This is a genomic window from Bacillus sp. RIT 809, assembly GCF_016892495.1.
GTDB classification, from domain to species: Bacteria; Bacillota; Bacilli; order Bacillales; family Bacillaceae_G; genus Bacillus_A; species Bacillus_A cereus_U.
The window spans coordinates 322,269-339,668 of sequence record NZ_JAFEMR010000001.1 but is presented as its reverse complement, the minus strand read 5'-3'; the positions used below and the strand labels follow the sequence as shown (position 1 = coordinate 339,668).

Sequence of the window (17,400 nt, the reverse complement as noted above, 5' to 3'; positions counted from 1 at the left end):
TTATGTAGCGGGATAAATACATATGCGAAAAGAGGAATAACTTATGCGATATATTACAGCTGGTGAATCCCACGGTCCGCAACTTACGACAATTTTAGAAGGTGTTCCGGCAGGATTATCTTTAGTAGCGAATGATATAAATGAAGAATTAGCTAGAAGACAAAAAGGATATGGACGCGGTAGACGCATGCAAATTGAGAAAGACCAAGTGCAAATTGTAAGTGGTGTTAGGCATGGGAAGACGATGGGGTCCCCGATTGCACTTGTTGTTGAAAATCGTGATTTTACACATTGGACAAAGGTTATGGGTGCAGAGCCGTTAACTGAGCAGGAAGAGAAAGAAATGAAAAGGCAAGTTACGAAACCTAGACCTGGACACGCAGATTTAAATGGTGCGATTAAATATGGTCATAGAGATATGAGGAATGTATTAGAGCGTTCTTCCGCACGTGAAACGACAGTTCGTGTTGCAGCTGGTGCAGTTGCAAAAAAAATATTAGCGGAATTAGGTGTACAAGTAGCGGGACATGTTGTCGAGATTGGTGGTGTACAGGCAGAAAATATCACATATAACTCTATTGAGGAATTACAAAGTACTACAGAAGTATCTCCTGTACGTTGTTTAGATGAAAAGGCCGGTAAAAAGATGATGCAAGCAATTGATGATGCGAAGGCAAATGGTGATTCTATCGGTGGTATTGTTGAAGTAGTTGTAGAAGGAATGCCAATCGGAGTAGGTAGCTATGTACATTATGATAGAAAATTAGATGCAAAATTAGCAGCGGCAATTATGAGTATTAACGCTTTTAAAGGTGTTGAAATTGGAATTGGTTTTGAAGCAGCACATAGACCCGGAAGTGAAGTACATGATGAAATCCTTTGGGATGAAGTGCAAGGATACAGTAGAAAAACGAACAATGCAGGTGGATTAGAAGGTGGCATGACAACTGGTATGCCGGTTGTTGTGCGCGGTGTTATGAAACCGATACCGACATTGTATAAACCGCTTCAAAGTATTGATATTGATACGAAAGAACCTTTTACAGCGAGTATTGAACGTTCAGATAGTTGTGCAGTACCGGCAGCTAGCGTTGTGGCTGAAGCTGTTGTCGCTTGGGAGCTCGCGACAGCTTTAATTGAACAATTTGGATTGGATCGTATCGATCTTATACGTGAAAATATTGAGAAACATAATGAATATGCGAGGGGATTTTAATGGAGAACATACATATTCAAACGAAATCAAAAGAATATGATGTACATGTTGGAAGGGAGGCGTTGTTACATTTAACAACGCTTATTCAAAAAATGAATCCTGCTGTATCTAACATAATGATTATTTCTGATGAAGCTGTTGCATCGCTGCATTTACAGACAGTTGTTGATGCATTGCAAGTAGAGCAAAAAGTATTTTCGTTTGTTGTACCGAGTGGCGAAAAAGAGAAGTCTTTTGAAAATTTCTATGAGGCTCACACTTCGGCTCTTGAAAATAAATTAGATAGAAATTCTTTAATCATCGCACTTGGAGGCGGAATGATTGGAGATTTGGCTGGATTTGTTGCCGCGTCGTTTATGCGTGGTATTCGCTTTGTTCAAGTTCCAACGACTTTATTAGCTCATGATAGCGCAGTAGGCGGGAAAGTAGCAATTAATCATCCACTAGGAAAAAATATGATTGGAGCGTTTCATCAGCCAGAAGCTGTTGTATATCATACGCCATTTTTACATTCACTTCCTGAAAAAGAGTGGCGATCAGGTTATGCAGAAGTGATAAAGCATGCTCTTATTGGTGATGTAGAGCTATATCATTGGTTAAAAGAAGAAGTGCAAACATTAACGGATCTTCGTGATGAAAAGTTAATTCATATATTAACGAAGGCGATTCCTGTGAAAGCGAATATTGTGTCGCAAGACGAAACAGAAAAAGGTGTACGTGCCCATTTAAATTTTGGGCATACGTTAGGACATGCTCTTGAAAAAGAGTTAGGATATGGAAATATTACTCACGGTGATGGAGTAGCGGTTGGTATGCTATTTGCCATGTTTTTAAGTGAGCAAGTGTACAAAATGGATCTTTCTTATGAAGAAATGAAGCAGTGGTTCTTGAAATACGGTTATCCAAAAATGCCAAGTGACTTGAATGTAGAACGTCTCGTTCAGTTGATGAAACAAGATAAAAAAGCAAATGCTGGAACAATTCATATGGTGCTTATGCAGGAATATGGGGGAGTGAATGTCGTATCTATTTCAGATGAGACTGTTCATATTGCGTTAGAAGCATTTCAAAAGGATATGGTCTAAAAAAGTTGGTAGAACAGGTATGAAATGCATATTTAAAGGTATTCTCGTAATGGTGACGGTTATGATGAAAGATGACAGTAAGGAATTATAAATCATATCAATGACTGGGGGAATAAAAGTGAGAGTAAAAGAGCAATTGTTAACTTTGAGAGCATATGTACCTGGGAAAAATATTGAAGAAGTAAAAAGAGAATATGGATTGTCAAAAATTGTGAAGTTAGCATCGAATGAAAATCCGTTTGGCTGCTCTGCGCGTGTGACAGAAGCATTAACTTCGTTAGCCAATCAATATGCACTCTACCCGGACGGGGCGGCTTTTGAGCTTCGTGAGAAAGTAGCAGAGCATTTAAGTGTAAAAGCGGAACAACTTTTATTTGGTAGCGGGTTAGATGAAGTCATTCAAATGATTAGTCGCGCTTTGCTACATAACGGAACAAATGTTGTAATGGCGAATCCTACGTTCTCACAATATTATCATCATGCTGTTATTGAAGGAGCGGAAGTTCGGGAAGTACCACTTGAAAATGGTATTCACAATTTAGATGCGATGTTACAGCAAGTAGATGAGAAAACGAAGATTGTATGGATTTGTAATCCGAATAATCCGACAGGTACATATGTAGAAAAACAAAAATTACTTTCATTTTTAGAATCAGTTCCAAAGTCAGCGCTCGTTATTATGGACGAAGCATATTATGAATATGCTGGGGCAGAAGATTATCCGCAAACATTACCCCTTCTTGAAAAGTACGAAAATCTTATGGTGCTACGCACATTCTCAAAAGCATATGGATTAGCTGCTTTTCGTATTGGATATGCGATTGGGGATGCAAAGCTTATTGGGCAGCTAGAGGTAGCAAGACTACCATTTAACACATCAACTATCGCCCAAGCGGTAGCAGTAGCGGCAATAGAGGATCAACAGTTTTTACAAGAGTGTGTGAAGAAAAATGCCGAAGGATTAAATCAATATTATGCATTTTGTAAGGAATATAACGTATTCTACTATCCATCTCAAACGAATTTCATTTTCTTGAAACTCGGTATACCTGGTAATGAAGCTTTCGAACGATTAATGAAAAAAGGATATATCGTTCGTTCTGGTGCAGCATTTGGTATGCATGATGGTATTCGTATTACTGTTGGATTAAAAGAAGAAAATGATGAGATTATTGAATTACTTACGGAACTTGTAAAAGAACAAGTGAAGAAAGAAGAAACGTATTCTTAAGAAATGGTGAAGGCTCCTGTAACAGGAGCCTTTTTCATTTGAACTGCAATAAGGGGAGTTGTTTGCACGTTCAAGAAAGAAAACGTTACAATAGAAGTAGACGTATAAGAAGAACTATTGTACATATAAACTATTTAAAATGTGAGGAGGATACAGTTTGAAACTAGTAGGACGAAAAAATAGTTTGAATGGGAAAATTGTTGTTCCAGGAGATAAATCTATTTCACATCGCTCTGTTATGTTTGGAGCGATAGCGGAAGGGACGACGAAAGTATCAAATTTTTTATTAGGAGAAGATTGTTTAAGTACAATTGCATGTTTTCAAAAACTAGGTGTCCAGATTGAACAGAGTGGGAACGATGTCACGGTTTATGGTAAAGGATTAGCAAATTTGCAAGAACCGAAAGAAGTATTAGATGTGGGAAATTCAGGGACGACTATTCGTCTGATGCTTGGAATTTTAGCAAATACGCCGTTCCATAGTACGATAATTGGGGATGCATCAATTGGAAAACGTCCTATGAAACGTGTTACAGACCCGCTTAGTAAGATGAATGCTCAAATTGATGGTAGAGAAAACGGACAATATACACCTTTATCTATTCGCGGTGGTAAGGTAAAAGGTATGCATTATCATTCACCAGTAGCGAGTGCACAAGTGAAGTCAGCAGTTTTACTTGCGGGTTTGCAAGGGGAAGGCGTAACTACAGTAACAGAGCCTATGCAATCTCGTGATCATACGGAAAGAATGTTACGTGCATTTGGTTGTACCGTAGATGTTAATGGACGGACCGTTTCATTACAAGGCGGACAACAACTTAAAGGTGCAGACATAGAAGTTCCAGGAGATGTTTCTTCGGCGGCATTTTTCTTAGTAGCTGGTGCAATTGTCCAAAATAGTAAGCTTGTATTGGAAAACGTTGGTTTAAATCCGACGAGAACAGGGATTTTAGATGTATTAACAAAGATGGGTGCACTTATTTCTATCAATCATATTAGAAATGAAGAGTTTGAGCCGTGCGGAGATATTACGATTGAAACATCTAAACTAAAAGGAATAGAAATTGGTGGAACTCTTATTCCAAGATTAATTGATGAAATTCCTGTAATTGCTTTATTGGCAACGCAGGCAGAAGGAATTACTGTTATTAAAAACGCTGAGGAGTTAAAAGTAAAAGAAACAAACCGTATCGATACGGTTGTAGATGAATTAGGCAAATTAGGCGCGAAGATTGAACCTACACCAGATGGTATGATTATATATGGTAAACAAAGTTTAAAAGGAAATACTGTTAATAGTCACGGCGATCATCGTATTGGGATGATGCTTGCAATCGCATCGTGTATTATAGATGGAGAAGTGAAAATAGAGAATAGTGATGCGGTCGCTGTATCGTATCCGAAATTTTTCGAACAATTAGCTGCGCTATAAGAGCAAATATAGGAAGAGGTAGTTCACTCAAAAGGTTGCGTTCTTACACCTAGTTGCTTATGATAAATGAACAGAAGAGAATATTTTTTGAATTAAAGGAGACGTTTATGCAAAAGTTTGAACAAGCTGTTTCTTATATTGAAAACGGTGAAGCCGAAAAAGGATTACAATTATTAAAAGAACAACTACGAGTTGCTAATGATGAAGAGAAGTATGATATCGCTCGTTACTATCATACACTTGGGTTTATGGATGAGGCGTTAGCAATTATTGATGATTTACGCTTGTTATATCCAGAAGAAAGTGAATTTACATTATTTTTAGCAGAATTATATATTGATTTAGATAAAGAAGATGAAGCGATTGAAGTGCTTCATGATATTCCAGAAAATGATAATCTATATGTTCAATCGCTATTACTTGTTGCAGATTTATTCCAAATGCAAGGTTTTGATGATGTAGCAGAACAAAAACTATTAAAGGCGAAAGAAATGATGCCAGACGAACCTGTTATTACGTTTGGATTAGCAGAATTATATAGTAGTAAAGGTGAAGAGAAAAAGGCGATCACTTATTATGAATCGTTACTAGCAGAACATAAAGTTATGGGCGGTGTTGTCATTGCGCTTCGTCTAGCAGAAACTTTAAGTGCTATTGGAAACTGGGAAGAGGCAATCTCTTACTATGAGGCGGGGTTAGAAGAGCAAAAAGATATTCACTCACTATTTGGATATGCCTTCACATTATACCAAGGGGAAGAATATCAAAGAGCAATTGGTGCTTGGCAAGAATTAAAAGAATTAGATCCTGAGTACGCATCGTTATACATGTATTTAGCGAAAAGCTATGAAAAAGAAGGCATGCTTCAAGAAAGCTATGAAACACTTCAAGAAGGAATTAAAGTAGATGAGCTTTCTGTTCCTTTCTATGTAGAATTAGCGAATATTGCGGCGAAATTAGGTAAAATAGCGGAGGCAGAAGAAGTGCTTCAAAAAGCGCTGGAGCTAGATCCGGGACATTTAGGTGCGACATTAAAATATGCGTATATCTTAAAAGAACAAGAGAAATACGAAGAGCTAATTGCAGTTGTAGAGCGTACAATTGACAGTGGAGAACCAGATACACAACTACTTTGGGATCTTGCATTTGCAAAAAAACAATTAGAAATGTATTCGGATGCATTAAAACACTATGAAAGTGCATATACTTCTTTTAAGAATCATCCAGATTTCTTGGAAGAGTACGGTTATTTCTTATTAGAAGAAGGAATGCGAAAAGAGGCGAAAGAAGTATTTACGCAGTTAATACAACTAGACCCGACACAAATTCATATTGAAGAATTGTTATATAATTTAGAGGATTTTTCGTAAGTTGGAAGGAAACTGAATGCCGCTTCTTGAATCTAAAAAGAAAAGAGCAAGACAGAGGAGGGACTTAATCGCTATGAATACCCCTGTTTCTGTAAACGAGAAGAAGGATTTTGTAAAATGGTTTTTGAATAATTACCAACTGAAACAGCGTGAATGTGTATGGATTTTGAATTATTTAATGAGTCACGATCAATTAATGCATAAAGTCCACTTCGTAGAACATGCAAAATATTGTCCGCGTGGCTTAGTAATGTCAGCGAATTGTGTGAAAGACACACCGTTTCACTTTTTTAAACAAAATGTAATGACAACAGATGCAGAAAAGTCGTTTCATGATATTCGTTTGAATCGAGATGAGGATATTTATATTCAGCTTAATTTTAAATCATCGTTCCAAAATGCAAACTATGTAGCTGTATTAGAAGAAAATCCATATTTGCCAAAGCATATTGAAGTGAATGAAAAAGATCGATTGCTTGCAGAACGATTTTTAGAAGAAAGTGTATTCTCATTTAGAAGAGAGCGTCTTTTGAAACAAATTGATGAAGCTTTGGATAAGCAAGATAAGGAAGCATTTCATAGGTTAACAGCAGAGTTGAAAATTTTATAGAATTCATTTTGATTATGTAATCTTTACGAATTTCAGACTTTTTAAGAAAAACTACTTAATAATAGGTAGTTTTTCTTTTTTTACCTCTTTTAGTATGGTTTAATATATATAAAGTGAAAGTTCTGTCATTTAAGGTGGAGGAGGGGAGAAAAGGTGAAATGGATTGTAAAAGATGTGGAACAGTTTGAGCAAGCGAGGGAGTATGTAGATACAGGGATTATCCCCCTTTTGTCTATTTCGGCAGCAAAAGAAATGAAAATGGTTGTAGAGCAAGGTGAATTTATTGAGGCTTTGAGTATGGAGTTGGAAAGGGAGTATAAAGGAAGAGTGCTTTTACTGCCCGCATTTACGTATTTGGTAGAGAGCCAAAAGAATGAAAAAGACCGCTTGCAAGAATGGACAGATCATTTGCAAAGGCAAGGTTTTAAGCATATTGCCTATGTGACAAGTGATTTTTCATGGAAAGAAGATATGCAAGAGTTGCAGGGTGATTTATTTTGGTTTCCATCGTTATCATTAGAGCAATTTAGTGATCAAGCGAAAAGGGAAGTTATTCGTGCTCACATAAAAAATATTATGGTAATGTTGGAAGAAAGATGGATAAGGTAACAATAAACAGAAAGTTCTTATTATTATGAGTAGTATGATATTGACCTATGCAAGAGGGTATTATATCATGATAGTGTCCTAGTATTTATTTTTTATATAATTTTTTCACGAGGGGACAATTTCTGATAGAGGGGGGAAATTTTCGTGAGCGAGAAAGAACATCGTGTGTCAAGAAGACAGTTTTTAAATTACACACTTACAGGGGTAGGAGGCTTTATGGCGGCGGGTATTTTAATGCCGATGACGCGGTTTGCGCTTGATCCGGTGTTAAGAAAAGAAGCGGGAACAGATATGGTTGCTGTTGGACAAGTAAAGGATATTACAACAGAGCCGAAGCGCTTTGATTTTAAGGTGAAGCAGGTTGACGGATGGTACAAGTCTGAAGAGCCAAAATCTGCTTGGGTGCATAAAGATGAAAGCGGAGACATTGTTGCGTTTTCTCCAGTGTGTAAACATTTAGGTTGCACAGTGAACTGGAATTCGGACAAAGCACATCCTAATCAATTCTTTTGCCCGTGTCACGGGGGACGTTACACAAAAGATGGGATGAACATTAAAGGCACACCGCCTCTTGCTCCACTTGACGTATACGAATCCAAAGTAAAAGATGGAACACTTTATTTAGGAAAAGCGAAGCCAAAAGGGGGTGCAAAGTAGATGCTAAATAAAATTTATGATTGGGTGGACGAACGTTTAGATATTACACCGATATGGCGTGATATCGCTGATCATGAAGTACCTGAGCATGTTAACCCGGCGCATCACTTTTCTGCATTCGTCTACTGCTTCGGAGGACTTACCTTTTTCGTTACTGTAATTCAAATTTTGTCTGGAATGTTTTTAACGATGTATTATGTGCCTGATATTAAAAATGCTTGGGAGTCGGTTTACTATTTACAAAATGAAGTGGCGTATGGACAAATTGTTCGTGGTATGCACCACTGGGGTGCCAGTCTCGTAATTGTAATGATGTTTTTACATACACTCAGAGTTTTCTTCCAGGGTGCGTATAAAAAGCCTCGTGAGTTAAACTGGATTGTTGGTGTTCTTATTTTCTTTGTTATGTTAGGTCTTGGTTTTACCGGATATTTATTACCGTGGGATATGAAAGCTTTATTTGCTACGAAAGTAGGGATTCAAATCGCAGAGCAAACGCCGCTCATTGGTCCTTATATTAAAACATTACTCGCTGGTCATTCTGAAATTGTTGGCGCTCAAACATTAACTCGCTTCTTTGCTATTCACGTCTTCTTCTTACCAGCAGCACTTCTAGGTTTAATGGCCTTCCACTTCATCATGATTCGCAAACAAGGTATTTCCGGTCCGCTATAAGAGATTGCTAAATTAAAGGGGAAAGAACAAAAGGAGGGAGATTATGCATCGCGGCAAAGGGATGAAGTTTGTAGGAGATTCTCGGGTACCGGTAGCTCGGAACCCAAATATTCCAAAAGATTATTCTGAATATCCAGGGAAAACAGAAGCGTTTTGGCCGAATTTCTTGTTAAAAGAATGGATGGTTGGTGCAGTTTTTTTAATCGGTTATTTATGTTTAACAGTGGCGCATCCGTCACCGCTTGAGAGAATGGCGGATCCTACAGATGCAGGATATATACCACTTCCAGATTGGTATTTCTTATTCTTGTATCAGTTATTAAAGTATTCGTACGCTTCAGGCTCATTTACTGTAATTGGTGCGTTTATTATGCCGGGGATTGCGTTTGGAGCGTTACTATTAGCTCCGTTTCTAGATCGAGGCCCAGAAAGAGCGCCATTGAAGCGTCCTGTAGCAACAGGGTTTATGCTTTTAGCAATTGCATCGATTATCTTTTTAACTTGGGAATCTGTAGCACACCACGACTGGGAAGCTGCAAAAAAACAAGGAGCAATTGTAAAAACAGCACCAGTTGATAAAAATGATGACGGCTACAAGTTAATGCAAAAAAATACTTGTTTAACGTGTCATGGTGACAATTTACAGGGCGGGGCGGCAGCACCGGCTTTGCAAAACTTAACTTTAAAACCAGAAGAAATCGCTAAAATTGCGAAAGATGGAAAAGGTTCAATGCCTAAAGGGGTATTTAAAGGTACAGATGAGGAACTGAAAAAGCTTTCGGAATTCGTTGCAAAGTATAATAAAAAATAATAGAAAAGCTGACTACAAAATCTGTAGTCAGCTTTTTATTTTGATGACGGAAAGTTTGCTATATAATAGAGTAGAGTTCGATGAAAGAATTACTTTGTTTGAAAGGTGTTGGACATACAGCTTGGTTTACTTGTATGCAATGTTAAGGCAACGTTCGGTACTATTATTTTTATTGGTTGTTAACATATTAGGTACAATTTACGGATTCATATGGTATGGAAATCAATTAAAAGAAACCTCACCTATATTTTGGCCGTTTGTACCAGATAGCCCTATGGCGAGTCTCTTTTTTATCTTTGTTTTAATTGCTTTTTTGATGAAGAAGAACTGGGGGTTAATAGAAGCGTTAGCGATAGTTACTTTAATAAAATATGGTGTTTGGGCTGTTGTTGTAAATGCAATTATGATTTATGTAAAAGGTCCTATTGGCTTTATGGGATATATGTTAATGTTATCTCATTTTGCGATGGCAGTGCAGGGGATGTTATATGCTCCGTTTTATCGGATAAAAAAATGGCACTTCACTGTAGCTGGCATATGGACATTACATAATGATGCAATTGATTATTTATTTTGGCAAATGCCGAGATACGGGATTATGCATTTGTTTGTAGAGAAAATTGGTTATTTTACGTTTTGGTTAAGTATTGTTGTACTGTGTATTACATATTATTATTGCTTACGTGAGAACCGAAAACAGTTTTCTTTATGATGATGAGGACATTTAGGGGGAGAAAATGAAGAAAAATAAGAGTGGTATAAACATATTGGATCGATTGATCACTTTAGTAGTTTCCTATAGCATAGCATTTTCTGTTTTCGCTCTCGCGGCAACGATAGTTGTATATGGAAAATGGTTGTATTATTTAGAAATTGATTTTTTAAATATTCCAGATTTAGCGGATATGACGAAAGATGAAATTAAGAGAAACTATGACGTGCTTATTACATATTTATCGCCGTTTTATGAAGGTGCATTACAATTGCCGACATTAGATATGTCCACAAATGGTCGCATTCATTTTGTGGATGTTAAAAATATTTTAGTAAAGATTCAATATATAATGTATGGAACGATTGTAATTGCTGTATTAGGAGGAGCGTATTTATTAAAAAAGAAAAAAGAAAAGTTTTTACTTCACGGAGCGATTCTTACAATTATTTTTCCGATAGCTCTTACGTTACCAATTGCTATTAATTTTGAAAAGAGTTTCGTATTATTTCACAAGCTTTTATTTAGCAATGATTATTGGATGTTTGATATTGAAACAGATCCGGTTATTTTAATGTTACCGGAAGAATTCTTTATGCATGCTGCATGTGTTATTTTATTATTGATTTTAGGCGGTAGCATACTTTGTTACGGTGTGTATAAATATTTAGTGAAAAAGAAAAGGGTTTCAAAGAAAAAATTCTCTGTTTAAAGAGAATTTTTTTGTTTTCATAGAGATAATATATTTTTTGATTTTGTTCTGTTCTATTCTTGTCCAATTCCACATATTTTGTACTAGTAGTTATAGGGGGGACCGGGATGAAGAGAACATTAATTGGACTGATAGCATTTCTAATTATAATGTTTCCAGTACGTATATATGCTGAAGAGTGGAGTGAACTAACTGGATTGCTAGATGACTCTTTGCAGTTAGTGAAGAAAAAAGAAGATGATAAGGCAATACAAGTACTGCATCATTTCTCAGAGCAGTTTCTATCAAAGGAAAATGAAAAAAATTCAAAAGTAACTCCGGGACAAATTAGAGTCGTTTCTTTAGCATACGATAAGGCGAAACAATCTCTCGCGGAAGATTTAGATAGGCAAGTTAAAGTTGATAATATGTTAGCGTTACAACTTGCTGTTGATGCACAAGTATCTAAATATCAGCCACTTTGGATGGAAAGAGAAAGAAAGATAATGAATGCTTTTTCTCAAGTAGAAAAAGCGATGGAAAAAGACGATGATGGACAGTTCCAACAGACGCTAAATACACTTTTAAATGAATTTAATATTATTTATCCTAGTTTAATGATTGCCCTGCCAGAAAACGAAGCACAGCGTGTAAATGCACATTTATCTTATTTGGATGAATTTCGTAACGTTATGTTAAAAACGAAAGGTGGACAAATGCAATTAGGGATTATTAAAGGTGATTTGCAAAAAATATTTCATACAGTAAAAAAAGATGAGATTGCTCCCTCTCTCATTTGGTTTATGACAATTACTGGAGGACTTATTTTGTTCACTTTAACGTATGTTGGATGGAGAAAGTATAAAGGGGAGAGAGAGAAGCGGAGAAGTAACTTGCATTCTAAAGATAGATAATGCGTATAAATAAAGATACGGATTGTAAGGTTTATTTATTGACAATGGTGGAAGAAAAAAATAGAATGAGAAGTACTATAATTAAAACTTCAATGGAGGTTTATGATGTTTTATTTAATTTACTTCGCGATCATTTTGATCATACCGTTGTATGCACAGTCCAAAGTACGTAGTGCCTATAGCAAGTATTCACAAGTTTATTCAACATCAGGTATGACAGGAGCGGAAGTGGCTCGGAAAATTTTAGATGAAAATGGATTGTACAATGTAGCTGTAGAAGAAACGCCAGGTCATTTGTCAGATCATTATGACCCGCGTGTAAAGACGGTTAGATTATCGACAGATAACTACTATGGTCATTCAGTTGCTGGTACAGCTGTAGCAGCACATGAAGTAGGACACGCAATTCAAGATGCGAAAGATTATAACTTCATGCGTGTACGCCATTCGTTAGTGCCAGTTGCTAATTTTGGTTCAAACATGTCATGGGTTTTTGTCCTAATTGGTGTATTTGCACAAATGTCTGGTTTGTTGTTACTAGGAATTATTTTAATGGCAGCAGGTGTTATTTTCCAACTTGTTACATTACCAGTTGAGTTTGATGCATCAAAACGTGCAATGCAACAAATTGAAGCACTTGGTATCGTATCGACAGATGAGTACGGTCAAGCTCGTAAAGTATTAAATGCGGCAGCATTAACATATGTAGCAGCAGCTGCTGTAGCAGTATTTGAATTATTACGTCTCGTATTAATTTATACTGGTATGCAGCGTAGCGACGATTAAAGACTATCAATTATGATAGTCTTTTTTTGTTTTGTGGATTGAATCTTATAATATGTTACAAATGGAAATAATAGAGAGAATATGGGGTATAGAACTAATTAAAATAAAGATAAGTATGGAATGATGAAAGAAGGTGACAGACATAGAATATCCGGATCATTTAGTTAAACAAGTGAGGGAGCGAAGTGCTACATACCAATTAGAAGGTTTTTTAAGTGGACAGGGCCCTAGAAATCCGAAATTAATGCTTGTTGGAGAAGCACCTGGTGAAACAGAAATTCATAATGGGATTCCGTTTAGCGGGAGAGCAGGAAAGCATTTAATGGAGTTTTTAGAACGTATTCACGTTACAAGGGAAGAAGTATATATTACGAGTGCGGTGCGGAGTAGACCTTATAAATGGAGAGAGAAAAGGGAACGAAATGGCGAAATAATACAGAAAAGGTATAATAGAACGCCAAATCAAGGAGAAATACTTGCCCATGCACCTTTGTTAGATTATGAGCTGGAACTTATACAGCCGCCTGTTATTGTTACACTTGGTAATATTGCATTACAGCGTTTAGTTGGTAAAAATAATAAAATTACGGATGTTCATGGCGAATTGTTAAAGCAACCCGTGCAGCAATTGAAAGATAGTAGCGGTACAGAATTCATATGGACTGAAAAAGAATATAATATATTTCCTACTTTTCATCCAGCTTCAATTTTTTATAATCGTAGTTTATTGGAGCTCATTTATGAGGATTTGGAGAAACTGAAAAGATATGTAATAAAAAACTAGAAAAGCTAAAGAGCTTTTCTAGTTGAATTTAATTATGTAACGGATTTTTATTTTCATCTAATGTAAATCCTTCGCCAACAACATCGTGTACATCACTTACAGCGACAAAGGCGTGAGGGTCTACAGAAGTAATGATATTTTTTAATTTCACGATTTCGTTTTTTGCAACAACACAATATAGTACATTTCGTTCAACTTTTGTATAGGATCCAACTGCTTTTAAAAAGGTTGCTCCGCGCTCCATTTCTGATAAAATTTTTGAAGCAATTGCATCATTTTTATCAGAAATAATAGTTGCTCCTTTTGCTGCATAAGCTCCTTCTTGCATAAAATCAATAACCTTAGCCCCGATAAATACAGCAACTAACGTATACATGCCTTCACGATATGATAAATATGTAAGAATAGAGACAATGATAACGATGGCATCAAACATAAACATCGTTTTTCCCATACTCCAGCCAACATATTTGTGAGCTAGTCTTGCGATAATATCAACACCGCCAGTAGTCCCGCCGTATTTAAATATAATTCCAAGTCCTATACCGATAAATGCCCCAGCGAATAAAGCAGCCAGTGTCATATCATTTTGCAAGTTTAAATGTAAGTTGAGTACTTCGTAGCGTTGGAAAATCCATAGGAATAAAGAGACGCTAAATGTACCGATTAATGTATATAAAAATGTTGTTCGGCCGAGTAACTTCCAGCCAATAAAAAATATAGGGATATTTAAAATTAAGTTTGTATAGGAAGGGTCAAGCGAAAATAGAAAATATAATAATAGCGTAATACCGGTAAACCCACCCTCTGCAAGATGGTTTTCAATATTGATATTTACAATGCCGAAAGAAAAAATAGCGGAACCGATTAAAATGAAAATGATATTTCGAATCTTCAAGTTTGCTTTCATATAGAAATCCCCCTAGTTATGTAATGATTGGAATTGCTCCGCTTACACGGTAAGACATAATAATAAGTTATTTCTAGTTGCTAGTAAAAATAGAGAATAGTATAAGGGTCTAATTAGTTCAGGCTGACCTTTTGCAAAAATCACGCAAAAGAAGTTTCACTTTACCCCGCTCAAACGGCTGGTAGGAGATAAAGCAGAGAAGACAGAGCAAACTAGCCGTAAGAGCCCAATTGGTTCAGGCTAATCTTTTGCAGAAAAACATTGCAAAAGAAAGTTTCACTTTACCCCGTCCCAACGGCTGGTAGAGGGAAAAGCAAAGAAGAAAAGGGCGAACCAGCCGTAGGGACCCGATTGGTTCAACTAATCTTTTGCAGAAAAACATTGCAAAAGAAAGTTTCACTTTACCCCGCTCAAACGGCTGGTAGGAGATAAAGCAGAGAAGACAGAGCAAACTAGCCGTAAGAGCCCGATTGGTTCAGGCTAATCTTTTGCAGAAAAACATTGCAAAAGAAAGTTTCACTTTACCCCGTCCCAACGGCTGGTAGAGGGAAAAGCAAAGAAGAAAAGGGCGAACCAGCCGTAGGGACCCGATTGGTTCAACTAATCTTTTGCAGAAAAACATTGCAAAAGAAAGTTTCACTTTACCCCGCTCAAACGGCTGGTAGGAGATAAAGCAGAGAAGACAGAGCAAACTAGCCGTAAGAGCCCGATTGGTTCAGGCTAATCTTTTGCAGAAAAACATTGCAAAAGAAAGTTTCACTTTACCCCGTCCCAACGGCTGGTAGAGGGAAAAGCAAAGAAGAAAAGGGCGAACCAGCCGTAGGGACCCGATTGGTTCAACTAATCTTTTGCAGAAAAACATTGCAAAAGAAAGTTTCACTTTACCCCGCTCAAACGGCTGGTAGGAGATAAAGCAGAGAAGACAGAGCAAACTAGCCGTAAGAGCCCGATTGGTTCAGGCTAATCTTTTGCAGAAAAACATTGCAAAAGAAAGTTTCACTTTACCCCGTCCCAACGGCTGGTAGAGGGAAAAGCAAAGAAGAAAAGGGCGAACCAGCCGTAGGGACCCGATTGGTTCAACTAATCTTTTGCAGAAAAACATTGCAAAAGAAGTTTCCCTTTACCCCGTCCCAACGGCTGGTAGAGGGAAAAGCAAAGAAGAAAAGGGCGAACCAGCCGTAGGGACCCGATTGGTTCAACTAATCTTTTGCAGAAAAACATTGCAAAAGAAAGTTTCACTTTATTATAGTCTATCCAAAAAAGAGTCGTAAATAGGGATATGAGAGAATAATATTTGTCAAATCGCGATGAATTGGCTAACATGAAAGAGGAAGGAATAGAGGTGACAAGTATGGAAGCAAAAACGATGAAAGATATGCAGAAAGAAGTAGATGCATATATTGGTCAATTTAAAGAAGGTTATTTTAGTCCGCTTGCAATGATGGCCCGTTTAACTGAAGAAATGGGAGAGCTTGCAAGAGAGGTTAACCATTATTATGGTGAGAAGCCGAAGAAAACGACTGAGATAGAACGAAGTATTGAGGAAGAGCTTGGAGATGTGTTATTTGTTATGATTTGTATGGCAAATAGTTTAAATATTGATTTAGAAACAGCGCATAACATTGTAATGAATAAATTTAATACACGTGATAAAGATCGTTGGACACGTATTGATGAGGGAGAGAAAGAAGCATGAAAGAAATTAAAGTAATCATCGCTGGACCAAGAGGACGTATGGGACAGGAAGCAGTCCTTTTAATGGAAAGAACAGAACATTTCAATTTAGTAGCAGCAATTGATTATAAGCATGGCGGAGAGAAAATCGCTGATTTACCTGGAATGCCAGCGCTAGATGCACCTATTTATGCGGATTTACATACTTGTTTAGATGAAGTAGAAGCAGATGTATTGTTAGATTTAACAACACCAGAAGTTGGAAAGAAACATGTGACACTTGCAGTTGAACGTGGACTTCGATCTGTTATTGGTACAACTGGATTTACTGAAGAAGAACTAAAGCAATTAACAGAAAATGCAAAAGAAAAAGAAGTAGGAACAATTATCGCTCCAAACTTTGCAATTGGTGCAGTTCTTATGATGAAATTTTCACAAATGGCAGCAAAGTACTTCCAAGATGTTGAAGTAATTGAATTACACCATGATCAAAAATTAGACGCACCATCTGGTACAGCTGTAAAAACAGTAGAATTAATCCGTCAAAATCGTGTACCAAAAGAGCAAGGACACCCTAATGAAACGGAACAATTAGAAGGAGCACGTGGTGCAAATGTGGATGGTATTCACATTCATAGCGTACGTCTACCAGGGCTTATTGCACACCAAGAAGTAATGTTCGGCGGAGATGGACAAATGTTAACAGTTCGTCATGATTCATTCAACCGTGCATCATTTATGTCAGGTGTAAAACTATCAATTGAAACAGTAATGAACCTTGATCATCTTGTGTATGGTTTAGAAAACATTATCGACTAAAGGGGAGACAAAGGATGAAAATTGCCTTAATCGCACATGACAAAAAGAAAGATGATATGGTTTCGTTCGCGTACGCATATAAACCAATCTTTGAAAAACATGAACTTTTTGCAACAGGAACGACAGGACTTCGTATTATGGAGGCAACTGGTTTAGTTGTAACAAGATATCAATCTGGTCCTCTTGGTGGCGATCAAGAAATTGGTGCAATGATTGCAAAAAATGAGATGGATATGGTGATTTTTTTCCGGGACCCACTAACAGCGCAGCCGCATGAACCTGATGTCAATGCGTTACTTCGTTTATGTGATGTATACGCCATCCCACTAGCAACGAATATGGCAAGTGCTGAAATGCTAATGCATGCATTAGAGCGGGGAGATTTAGATTACCGAAAGTTAAGAAAATGAGGGG

At 37.1% G+C, this 17,400-nt stretch carries 19 protein-coding genes; 18 read left to right on the top strand and 1 reads right to left on the bottom strand.

Features of this window, described 5'->3' with window-relative positions:
• The first annotated feature begins 43 nt into the window (after window positions 1-43).
• From aroC to JTF23_RS01605, 15 genes are all read left to right on the top strand, one after another.
• Entirely contained in the window at window positions 44-1,216 is a 1,173-nt protein-coding gene (gene aroC, locus JTF23_RS01675; protein WP_204207961.1) for a chorismate synthase, read from the top strand.
• Window positions 1,216-2,301: a 3-dehydroquinate synthase gene (gene aroB / locus JTF23_RS01670; RefSeq protein WP_204207960.1), complete on the top strand. Its 1,086-nt coding sequence runs from the start codon at window positions 1,216-1,218 to the stop codon at window positions 2,299-2,301. Before aroC ends, aroB begins: the two co-directional genes overlap by 1 nt.
• A 118-nt stretch (window positions 2,302-2,419) precedes the next feature.
• On the top strand, window positions 2,420-3,532 hold the full coding sequence (hisC, locus tag JTF23_RS01665; protein ID WP_016104331.1) for a histidinol-phosphate transaminase: 1,113 nt from the start codon (window positions 2,420-2,422) through the stop codon (window positions 3,530-3,532).
• 157 nt (window positions 3,533-3,689) lie between these two features.
• Complete coding sequence (gene aroA, locus JTF23_RS01660; RefSeq protein WP_204207959.1) at window positions 3,690-4,964, top strand: 3-phosphoshikimate 1-carboxyvinyltransferase; 1,275 nt, start codon at window positions 3,690-3,692, stop codon at window positions 4,962-4,964.
• Window positions 4,965-5,071: 107 nt separating this feature from the next.
• A complete protein-coding gene (locus JTF23_RS01655; RefSeq protein ID WP_204207958.1) occupies window positions 5,072-6,334 on the top strand; it encodes a tetratricopeptide repeat protein in 1,263 nt (420 codons plus the stop codon).
• A 73-nt stretch (window positions 6,335-6,407) separates the two neighbouring features.
• Window positions 6,408-6,944 (top strand): ReoY family proteolytic degradation factor, encoded by a 537-nt coding sequence (locus JTF23_RS01650; protein WP_002086615.1) that lies wholly within the window; start codon window positions 6,408-6,410, stop codon window positions 6,942-6,944.
• A 153-nt stretch (window positions 6,945-7,097) separates the two neighbouring features.
• On the top strand, window positions 7,098-7,553 hold the full coding sequence (locus JTF23_RS01645) for a YpiF family protein (protein ID WP_002158585.1): 456 nt from the start codon (window positions 7,098-7,100) through the stop codon (window positions 7,551-7,553).
• 144 nt (window positions 7,554-7,697) lie between these two features.
• Complete coding sequence (qcrA, locus tag JTF23_RS01640; protein ID WP_002158584.1) at window positions 7,698-8,210, top strand: menaquinol-cytochrome c reductase iron-sulfur subunit; 513 nt, start codon at window positions 7,698-7,700, stop codon at window positions 8,208-8,210.
• Window positions 8,211-8,885 carry a menaquinol-cytochrome c reductase cytochrome b subunit gene (gene qcrB / locus JTF23_RS01635; RefSeq protein ID WP_000932700.1) on the top strand — a complete coding sequence of 225 codons (675 nt, stop codon included), beginning with the start codon at window positions 8,211-8,213 and terminating at the stop codon, window positions 8,883-8,885.
• Window positions 8,886-8,928: 43 nt separating this feature from the next.
• Window positions 8,929-9,696 (top strand): menaquinol-cytochrome c reductase cytochrome b/c subunit, encoded by a 768-nt coding sequence (gene qcrC / locus JTF23_RS01630; RefSeq protein WP_002158583.1) that lies wholly within the window; start codon window positions 8,929-8,931, stop codon window positions 9,694-9,696.
• 121 nt (window positions 9,697-9,817) lie between these two features.
• On the top strand, window positions 9,818-10,408 hold the full coding sequence (gene lhaT, locus JTF23_RS01625; protein ID WP_204207957.1) for a lipoprotein heptaprenylglyceryl N-acetyltransferase LhaT: 591 nt from the start codon (window positions 9,818-9,820) through the stop codon (window positions 10,406-10,408).
• Window positions 10,409-10,433: 25 nt separating this feature from the next.
• Entirely contained in the window at window positions 10,434-11,120 is a 687-nt protein-coding gene (gene lit, locus JTF23_RS01620) for a lipoprotein intramolecular transacylase Lit (RefSeq protein ID WP_016104335.1), read from the top strand.
• A gap of 107 nt (window positions 11,121-11,227) precedes the next feature.
• Window positions 11,228-12,013, top strand: coding sequence for a sporulation protein YpjB (gene ypjB / locus JTF23_RS01615; RefSeq protein ID WP_078174411.1), 786 nt, complete (start codon window positions 11,228-11,230; stop codon window positions 12,011-12,013).
• A 105-nt stretch (window positions 12,014-12,118) separates the two neighbouring features.
• A complete protein-coding gene (locus JTF23_RS01610; protein WP_002086606.1) occupies window positions 12,119-12,799 on the top strand; it encodes a zinc metallopeptidase in 681 nt (226 codons plus the stop codon).
• 133 nt (window positions 12,800-12,932) lie between these two features.
• On the top strand, window positions 12,933-13,583 hold the full coding sequence (locus JTF23_RS01605) for a uracil-DNA glycosylase (RefSeq protein WP_002201128.1): 651 nt from the start codon (window positions 12,933-12,935) through the stop codon (window positions 13,581-13,583).
• A 28-nt stretch (window positions 13,584-13,611) separates the two neighbouring features.
• Here the strand turns inward: JTF23_RS01605 and JTF23_RS01600 are convergent, their stop codons facing one another.
• Window positions 13,612-14,493: a YitT family protein gene (locus tag JTF23_RS01600; RefSeq protein ID WP_204207956.1), complete on the bottom strand. Its 882-nt coding sequence runs from the start codon at window positions 14,491-14,493 to the stop codon at window positions 13,612-13,614.
• A gap of 1,351 nt (window positions 14,494-15,844) precedes the next feature.
• Between JTF23_RS01600 and JTF23_RS01595 the strand changes: the two genes are divergently transcribed.
• Genes JTF23_RS01595 through mgsA form a run of 3 tightly spaced genes read left to right on the top strand, consistent with a single transcriptional unit; the run spans window position 15,845 to window position 17,396 of the window.
• Entirely contained in the window at window positions 15,845-16,189 is a 345-nt protein-coding gene (locus JTF23_RS01595) for a nucleotide pyrophosphohydrolase (protein WP_002158575.1), read from the top strand.
• Complete coding sequence (gene dapB / locus JTF23_RS01590) at window positions 16,186-16,986, top strand: dihydrodipicolinate reductase (RefSeq protein WP_002158574.1); 801 nt, start codon at window positions 16,186-16,188, stop codon at window positions 16,984-16,986. Before JTF23_RS01595 ends, dapB begins: the two co-directional genes overlap by 4 nt.
• Before the next feature lie 14 nt (window positions 16,987-17,000).
• Window positions 17,001-17,396 carry a methylglyoxal synthase gene (gene mgsA, locus JTF23_RS01585; RefSeq protein ID WP_000684753.1) on the top strand — a complete coding sequence of 132 codons (396 nt, stop codon included), beginning with the start codon at window positions 17,001-17,003 and terminating at the stop codon, window positions 17,394-17,396.
• Window positions 17,397-17,400 lie beyond the last annotated feature (4 nt).

Excerpts from the sequence above, each read along its gene's own strand:
- aroC (WP_204207961.1), top strand. The coding sequence starts at position 44 with ATGCGATATATTACAGCTGGTGAATCCCACGGTCCGCAACTTACGACA.
- aroB (WP_204207960.1), top strand. The coding sequence starts at position 1,216 with ATGGAGAACATACATATTCAAACGAAATCAAAAGAATATGATGTACAT.
- JTF23_RS01655 (WP_204207958.1), top strand. The coding sequence starts at position 5,072 with ATGCAAAAGTTTGAACAAGCTGTTTCTTATATTGAAAACGGTGAAGCC.
- JTF23_RS01650 (WP_002086615.1), top strand. The coding sequence starts at position 6,408 with ATGAATACCCCTGTTTCTGTAAACGAGAAGAAGGATTTTGTAAAATGG.
- qcrB (WP_000932700.1), top strand. The coding sequence starts at position 8,211 with ATGCTAAATAAAATTTATGATTGGGTGGACGAACGTTTAGATATTACA.
- qcrC (WP_002158583.1), top strand. The coding sequence starts at position 8,929 with ATGCATCGCGGCAAAGGGATGAAGTTTGTAGGAGATTCTCGGGTACCG.
- lit (WP_016104335.1), top strand. The coding sequence starts at position 10,434 with ATGAAGAAAAATAAGAGTGGTATAAACATATTGGATCGATTGATCACT.
- ypjB (WP_078174411.1), top strand. The coding sequence starts at position 11,228 with ATGAAGAGAACATTAATTGGACTGATAGCATTTCTAATTATAATGTTT.
- JTF23_RS01610 (WP_002086606.1), top strand. The coding sequence starts at position 12,119 with ATGTTTTATTTAATTTACTTCGCGATCATTTTGATCATACCGTTGTAT.
- JTF23_RS01600 (WP_204207956.1), bottom strand. The coding sequence starts at position 14,493 with ATGAAAGCAAACTTGAAGATTCGAAATATCATTTTCATTTTAATCGGT.
- JTF23_RS01595 (WP_002158575.1), top strand. The coding sequence starts at position 15,845 with ATGGAAGCAAAAACGATGAAAGATATGCAGAAAGAAGTAGATGCATAT.
- dapB (WP_002158574.1), top strand. The coding sequence starts at position 16,186 with ATGAAAGAAATTAAAGTAATCATCGCTGGACCAAGAGGACGTATGGGA.
- mgsA (WP_000684753.1), top strand. The coding sequence starts at position 17,001 with ATGAAAATTGCCTTAATCGCACATGACAAAAAGAAAGATGATATGGTT.